Raw genomic sequence first — 7,322 nt, 5'->3', positions numbered from 1 at the left:
TCGGCGCCGCCCCGGAGCCCGACAACCTCGGCCGCCTCCGCGACGAAGTCCGCAACGAACTCGGCCTCACCCACTGACCGGCCGCGGAAGGAACACCTCCATGTCACAGATCGATCCGGGAACCTCGGCCTGGCTGCGTACCAGGAACGACCGCGAGGCGCTGCGGCTGATCCTCGAGCACGGCCCGCTCACGCGTTCGCGCCTGGGCGAGCTGTCCGGGATGTCGAAGCCGACGGCGACCCAGATGATCGCGCGACTCGAGCGTGCGGATCTGGTGCTGCCGGTCGGCGAGATCGCCGGGAGCCGCGGGCCGAGCGCGGTCAGCTGGGGCGTGCGGACCGACCGGGTCGCCGGAGTGGCCGTGAACATGCTCGACGACAGCATCCAGGCGGTGCTGGTCGACGCGGCGGGGACCGAGTACCCCATCGTCGAGCTTCCGGTCCGTGACGAGGAGCGCTCGCCCGAGCGGGACATCGCCCGCGCCATCGACGCCGCCTGTGACGCGGCCGGCGCCGACCGCACCACGATCGAGGCGGTGACCGTCGGCGTGCAGGCCGCCGTCAGCAGCGGGCAGGACACGCTGTCGCTGACCGACTCCCTCCCCGGGTGGCCGGCATTCGGCGCCAGAGCCCGGATCGAGGCCGAGCTTGGCGTCTCCGTCACGCTGGAGAACGACGTGAACCTCGCCACGATGGCGGAGCGCGCCGTCGGCGTGGCGCAGGAGGTCGACAGCTTCGCCTTCCTCTGGGTCGGCGTCGGCCTCGGTGTGGGCGTCGACCTCGGTGGCACGATCCACCGCGGCGCTCATGGCAGCGCGGGCGAGATCGGCTACCTGACGGTCTCGGCGGGCACCGGGGAGCCGGGTGCCGTGACCACCGATCTGCTCGGCTCGCAGGTGATCCTCGACCTCCTCGCCGATCACGGCACGAACGCGCGCGGCATCCTCGCCCTCGCCGAGGACGCCGCCGCCCTGCGCACCGTCGCCGACCGGATCGCCCTCACGATCGAGCCGGTACTGGTGGTGCTCGACCCCGCCATGATCGTGCTCGGCGGGCCCACGGGGCTGGCCGGCGGGCGGCGCCTCGCCGAGCTCGTCGCCGAGCGCGCCTCGGGCGAGGAGAGACCTGTTCCCGAGGTCCGACTGAGTGGCACAGGGGAGAGCGCCGTCCTCGTCGGCGCGCGCCGACTGCTCGTCGACCAGATCCGCACGATTCTCGAAGATCGCATACCCACCGACTGACGCCCTCTCCGGGCGGATGACATCCAGAAACAAGGAGACCAGATGAAACTCGCCATCGTCGGCGGAGGATCGACCTACACGCCGGAGCTGATCGACGGGTTCATCCGCCTGCAGCGCGAGCTCCCCATCGAGGAGCTGGTGCTCGTCGACACGGATCCCACGCGCCTGGAGCTCGTCGGCGCGGTGTCGCGTCGCATGCTCGCCCGTGGAGGGCACCCCGCGCGGCTGATCACGACCGAGGATCTGGTCGCGGGGGTGAGCGACGCGGACGCCGTCCTCATCCAACTCCGCGTCGGCGGTCAGGACGCGCGCGAACAGGATGAGAGCTGGCCGCACGACGTGGACTGCATCGGTCAGGAGACGACGGGGCCGGGCGGACTCGCGAAGGCGCTGCGCACTGTCCCGGTGGTGCTCCGCATCGCGGACGTCGTCCGTCAGCACGCCAAGCCCGATGCGTGGATCGTGGACTTCACGAACCCCGTCGGCATCGTCACCCGTGCCCTCCTGCAGGCGGGGCACCGCGCCGTCGGCCTGTGCAACGTCGCGATCGGGTTCCAGCGCCGCTTCGCGGAGGAGGCCGGAGTCGAACCCGATCGGGTCGCGCTGGCCCACGTCGGACTCAACCACCTCACGTGGGAGCGAGGCGTCTTCATCGACGGCGTCGACCGGCTGCCCGAGGCGCTCGTGACCCGCGTCGGGGAGCTGGCGGACACGGTGGAGCTCGCTCCGGCCCTGCTCGCCCAGCTCGGCGTGATCCCCTCGTACTACCTGCGCTACTACTACGCCCACGACGAGGTTCTGCACGAGCAGCGGCACCACGCGACCAGGGCTGCTGAGGTGCGTGCGATCGAGAACGAGCTCCTGGGGCTGTACGCCGACCCGAGCGTCGACACCAAGCCGGCGATCCTCGAGCAGCGCGGTGGCGCGTTCTACTCCGAGGCGGCCATCGAGCTGCTGATCGCGATCCGCGGCGGGACGGATGTGCCGCGCGTGGTCAACCTGCGCAACGACGGCATGCTGCCCTTCCTCCCGGACGACCACGTGATCGAGGTACCGGCCCGGCACGTCGACGGCCGGTTCGTCGCGGAGCCCGTCGCCGCTCTGCCCGACGACATCAGCGGCCTCATCAGCGCCGTCGCGGGTTACGAGCGCCTCGCGCTGGACGCGGCGATCGGCGGCGGGCGCGACCGGGTGCTCCGGGCGATGCGCGCGCACCCGCTGGTGCTGCAGCACGAGCGCGCCGAGAAGCTCACCGACCTGCTGCTGTCCGCCAACGCGCGCTTCCTGGAGTGGGCGTGACCGCGCCGGCGGGGCTCGTCCTTGCCGTCGACGGAGGCGGGTCGAAGACCGACGTCGTGCTGCTCGACACCACCGGCGTCGTGCTGGCCTGGGAGCGCGGCCCGGGTTCCAGCCCGCAGATCGACGGGCTCGACGTGTCCGTCCGGGTGATCGACGACCTCGTGCGTCGGGCGCTCGGAGACCGCGATCCCCGTGACCTCGCCGAGGTCGGGCTCTACCTCTCCGGCCTCGACCTCGCCGAGGAGATCGCCGCCTTCCGCGACGCGATCTCCGCGCTGCCCTGGGCGGACGGCGCTGTCATCGAGAACGATCTGCACGCACTGCTGCGGGCCGGGACCGATGCGCCCGACGCGATCGCGGTCATCTGCGGCACCGGCATGAACGCGATCGGCATCCGCGCCGATGGGGCCGAGGTGCGCTTCCCCGCACTCGGACCGCTGTCGGGTGACTGGGGAGGCGGCGCCGAGCTGGGCGATGCCGTGGTGTGGCACGCCGCACGCGCGGAGGACGGTCGAGGACCGCAGACCGCGCTGGTCGATCTGCTCCTGGACGCGGCGGGCACGCCCACCGTCGCGGCGCTCATCGAAGACGTGCATCTCGGGCGGCGCCCCGGTCAGAGCTTCGCCACGCTCGCGCCCGTGCTGTTCGAGGCCGCGGCTGCAGGTGATGCGGTCGCCCGGGTCGTCGTGCAGCAGCAGGCCGACGAGGTCGTCGCGTTCGTACGCGCGTGCGTGACCCGTCTCGACTTCCGGGAAGCGGACGTGCCCGTGCTGTTCGGCGGCGGTGTGGCGAGGGGGAGGGATCCCCTCCTGCTCGACGGCATCCGCGCGGGTCTGCGCGAGCACGCGCCCGCGGCGCGCTTGGAGATCGTGGACGCCCCGCCCGTGCTGGGGGCGGCGCTCCTGGTGCTCGAGGCGGCGGGTGCGGACTCCGCAGCGCGAGAGCGGGCTCGGGCGGAGCTGAGCTCCGATCTGCGCCTGGTGCGGACGCCGCTCGTCGCGGGGTGAGCATCTGATCCACGACCGCTGACACGAGAACGGGCGCCGCGACCGAGGTCGCGACGCCCGTTCGTCTGTGGACGATCAGTCGATGGTGACGGCCGAACGGATGAGAGCCGCCTGCTCGGCCGCGTGGACCTTCGAGGATCCGGTCGCGGGCGACGCGGAGGCCGGACGCGACACCGGACGGAACGCGCGGTCGCCGGGGACGTCGGCGAAGGCCAGCGCCAGGAACGGCCAGGCGCCCTGGTTCTCCGGCTCTTCCTGCACCCAGACGAGTTCCGCGTTCGGGTACGAGTCCGTGATGGCCTTGAGCTCGTCGATCGGCGTCGGGTAGAGCTGCTCGAGCCGGACGAGGGCGACCTCGGGGTTCGGGTTCTTCTCGAGTTCGGCCCGCAGGTCCCAGTGCACCTTGCCCGAGTGCACGAGCACGCGCTTGACGGCGGCGCGGTCGAGACCGCGGTGGTCGTCGATGACCGGCTCGAACCGGCCCTGCGTGAAGTCCTCGACCGGGCTGGTCGCGCCGCGCAGACGCAGCATCGCCTTCGGGGTGAAGACGATCAGCGGCTTGCGCGGGCGCGCGTAGGCCTGGCGGCGCAGCAGGTGGAAGTACGACGCCGGGGTCGACGGCCGCGAGACGATCATGTTGTCCTGCGCGCACAGCTGCAGGAAACGCTCGATGCGGGCGGACGAGTGGTCCGGTCCCTGGCCCTCGTAGCCGTGGGGGAGCAGCAGGGTCACGCTGGACTGCTGGCCCCACTTCTGCTCGGCCGCGGAGATGTACTCGTCGATGACCGACTGGGCGCCGTTGACGAAGTCGCCGAACTGCGCCTCCCAGAGCACGAGTGCCTCGGGCGCCTCCACGGAGTAGCCGTACTCGAAGCCGAGGGCGGCGTACTCGCTGAGCAGCGAGTCGTAGACGAAGAAGCGGCCCTGCGCATCGGACAGGTTCGAGAGCGGCAGCCACTCCTGACCGTTCGCGCGGTCGTGCAGGGTCGCGTGGCGCTGCACGAAGGTGCCGCGCCGGGCGTCCTGCCCGGCGAGACGCACCGGAGTGCCCTCGACGAGGAGCGAGCCGAAGGCGAGCAGCTCGCCGAAGCCCCAGTCGATGCCGCCGTTGCGGCTCATGTCGAGGCGCTTCTCCAGCAGCTGCTGGATCTTCGGGTGCACCGTGAAGCCCTCGGGCTTGTTCACGAACGCGTCGCCGATGAGGTGGATGACCTCGTTCGGCACACCCGTCACGTCGGGAGCGCCGACCTGCTCGTCGATCGGAGGCAGCTCGGGCGCGATCGGCGTGGCACCGGTCTCGGCGGCGTGCGTCTCAGCGAAGGCGATCTCCAGGCGGTTCTGGAAGTCGGCCTTGGCCTCGTCGTACTCCTGCTCGGTGATGTCACCGCGGCCGACGAGCGACTCCGTGTACAGACGGCGGACGGAGCGCTTCGCCTGGATCAGGTCGGTCATCAGCGGCTGCGTCATCGAGGGGTCGTCGCCCTCGTTGTGACCGCGTCGGCGGTAGCAGACCAGGTCGATCACGACGTCGCGGTGGAAGCGCTCGCGGTACTCGAACGCGAGCTGGGCCACGTGGATGACGGCCTCGGGGTCGTCGCCGTTCACGTGGAACACCGGCGCCTGGATGGTCTTGGCGACGTCGGTCGCGTAGATCGAGGTGCGAGCGTCGTTCGGGGTGGTGGTGAAGCCGACCTGGTTGTTCACGACGACGTGGATCGTGCCACCGGTACGGTAGCCGCGCAGCTGCGACATCTGCAGCGTCTCGACCACGACGCCCTGTCCGGCGAAGGCGGCGTCGCCGTGGACGAGGATCGGCAGCCAGGCGAAGGTGCCGATCGGCTTCCGGTCCTGCTTGGCGCGGACGATGCCCTCCAGCACGCCGTCGACCGTCTCGAGGTGCGAGGGGTTGGCGGCGAGGTAGACCGGCAGCTCGGACTTGTCATCGGCGACGAACGTTCCCTCGGTGCCGAGGTGGTACTTCACGTCGCCGGAGCCGCGCTGGTTGCCGGGGGTCTGCGTGCCCTCGAACTCGCGGAACACCTGGCCGTAGGTCTTGCCGGCGATGTTGGTCAGCACGTTCAGGCGGCCGCGGTGGGCCATGCCGATCGCGGCGCCCTCGAGGCCGGCGGTGGCCGCGCCCTGGAGGATCTCGTCGAGCAGCGGGATCAGCGACTCGCCGCCCTCGAGCGAGAACCGCTTCTGTCCGACGAACTTCGTCTGCAGGAAGGTCTCAAAGGCCTCGGCCTCGTTCAGCTTGCGCAGCACGCGCAGCTGCTCGTCGTGGCCGGGCTTCTGGTACTTGACCTCCACCTTCTCCTGGAACCAGCGGCGCTGCTCCGGGTCCTGGATGTGCATGTACTCGATGCCGAGCGTGCGGCAGTAGGAGTCGCGGAGCACACCGAGGATGTCGCGGAGCTTCGCGACGCGCCGGCCGCCGAAGCCACCGGTGACGAACTCGCGGTCCAGGTCCCAGAAGGTGAGTCCGTGGCTCTCGATCTCGAGGTCGGGGTGCGAGCGCTGCACGTACTCGAGCGGGTCGATGTCGGCCATCAGGTGGCCGCGCACGCGGAAGGAGTTGATGAGCTCCTGCACGCGGGACTGCTTGTCGACGCGCTCGGCGAGGTCGACCGCGATGTCGGGGTTCCAGCGGATCGGCGCGTAGGGGATGCGGAGCGCGGCGAAGATGTCGTCGTAGAAGCCGCGCTGCCCGATGAGCAGCTCGTGCACCTTCTTGAGGAACTCGCCGGAGCCCGCACCCTGGATGACGCGGTGGTCGTAGGTGCTGGTGAGCGTGATGGTCTTGCCGATCGCCAGCTCGTTCAGCGTCTTCGCGCTGGCGCCCTGGAACTCGGCCGGGTACTCGAGGGCGCCGGCGCCGATGATGCAGCCCTGGCCCTTCATCAGACGCGGCACGGAGTGCACGGTGCCGATGCCGCCCGGGTTCGTGAGCGACACGGTGGTGCCCTGGAAGTCGCCGGCCGTGAGCTTGTTGCCGCGGGCTCGGGTGACCAGGTCCTCGTACGCGCTGAGGTACTCGGTGAACGTCATGGTGTCGGCGCGCTTGATGCTGGGCACCATGAGGGCGCGGGTGCCGTCGGGCTTGGGCAGGTCGATCGCGATGCCCAGGTTGACGTGGGCGGGTGCGACCACGGAGGGCTTGCCGTCGACCTCGGCATAGAACACGTTCTGGCTGCGGAACTCGTCGAGGGTGCGGATGAGCGCCCAGCCGATCAGGTGGGTGAAGCTGATCTTGCCGCCGCGCGTGCGGGCCATGTGGTTGTTGATGACGATGCGGTTGTCGATCATCAGCTTCGCCGGAACCGTGCGGACGCTGGTCGCGGTCGGGACGGTGAGCGACTCGTCCATGTTCGCGGCGAGGGTCTTCGGCAGACCGCGCAGCGGAGTGACCTTGTCCTCTTCGACGGTCTCCGGGGCTTCCTTCGGCTCCGCCTTCGGAGCGGGCTTCGGGGCCTGAGCGGGGATCGGGGCGGCGGCGGCGGGCTTGGCCGTCGTGCGCGCCACCGGCTGCGAGCCGATCACGGGGATCGGCGCCGTCACGGGGTGCGCCTGCTGGTCAACCGCGGCGGACGGTGCGGCGGTCGCGCCGGCGGCGGCCTCGGAGTGGTACTTCTCCAGGATCGGCCACCACTCCTTGTCGACGGAGTCGCGGTTCACCTTGAACTGCTCGTAGAGCTCTTCGACGAGCCAGGAATTGGCTCCGAACCCCCCGTCGCCGTTGACGCCGGTCACCTGGTTCGACACGCTCGATCGCCCTC

General features: G+C 70.7%; 4 protein-coding genes. 3 read left to right on the top strand and 1 reads right to left on the bottom strand.

The window, feature by feature from the left end; genetic code table 11:
* Window positions 1-100: 100 nt before the first annotated feature.
* From AC07VM_RS18165 to AC07VM_RS18155, 3 genes are read left to right on the top strand one after another with little or no spacing between them, the layout of a single operon-like run.
* Entirely contained in the window at window positions 101-1,240 is a 1,140-nt protein-coding gene (locus AC07VM_RS18165; RefSeq protein WP_494912611.1) for an ROK family transcriptional regulator, read from the top strand.
* 42 nt (window positions 1,241-1,282) lie between these two features.
* Window positions 1,283-2,539, top strand: coding sequence for a family 4 glycosyl hydrolase (locus tag AC07VM_RS18160; RefSeq protein ID WP_494912610.1), 1,257 nt, complete (start codon window positions 1,283-1,285; stop codon window positions 2,537-2,539).
* The gene (locus tag AC07VM_RS18155; RefSeq protein WP_494912609.1) at window positions 2,536-3,546 is read left to right on the top strand and encodes an N-acetylglucosamine kinase; all 1,011 of its coding nucleotides are present in this window, start codon (window positions 2,536-2,538) and stop codon (window positions 3,544-3,546) included. The genes AC07VM_RS18160 and AC07VM_RS18155 overlap by 4 nt, the downstream gene beginning before the upstream one ends.
* Window positions 3,547-3,621: 75 nt before the next feature.
* On the opposite strand, the gene AC07VM_RS18150 is transcribed toward AC07VM_RS18155, so the two are convergent.
* Complete coding sequence (locus AC07VM_RS18150) at window positions 3,622-7,308, bottom strand: multifunctional oxoglutarate decarboxylase/oxoglutarate dehydrogenase thiamine pyrophosphate-binding subunit/dihydrolipoyllysine-residue succinyltransferase subunit (protein WP_494912608.1); 3,687 nt, start codon at window positions 7,306-7,308, stop codon at window positions 3,622-3,624.
* Window positions 7,309-7,322 lie beyond the last annotated feature (14 nt).

It is taken from the genome of Microbacterium sp. GW821-FHT01D02 (assembly GCF_059422585.1).
The sequence above is the reverse complement of the archived record's forward strand: the minus strand, read 5'-3'. Positions and strand labels throughout refer to the sequence as shown.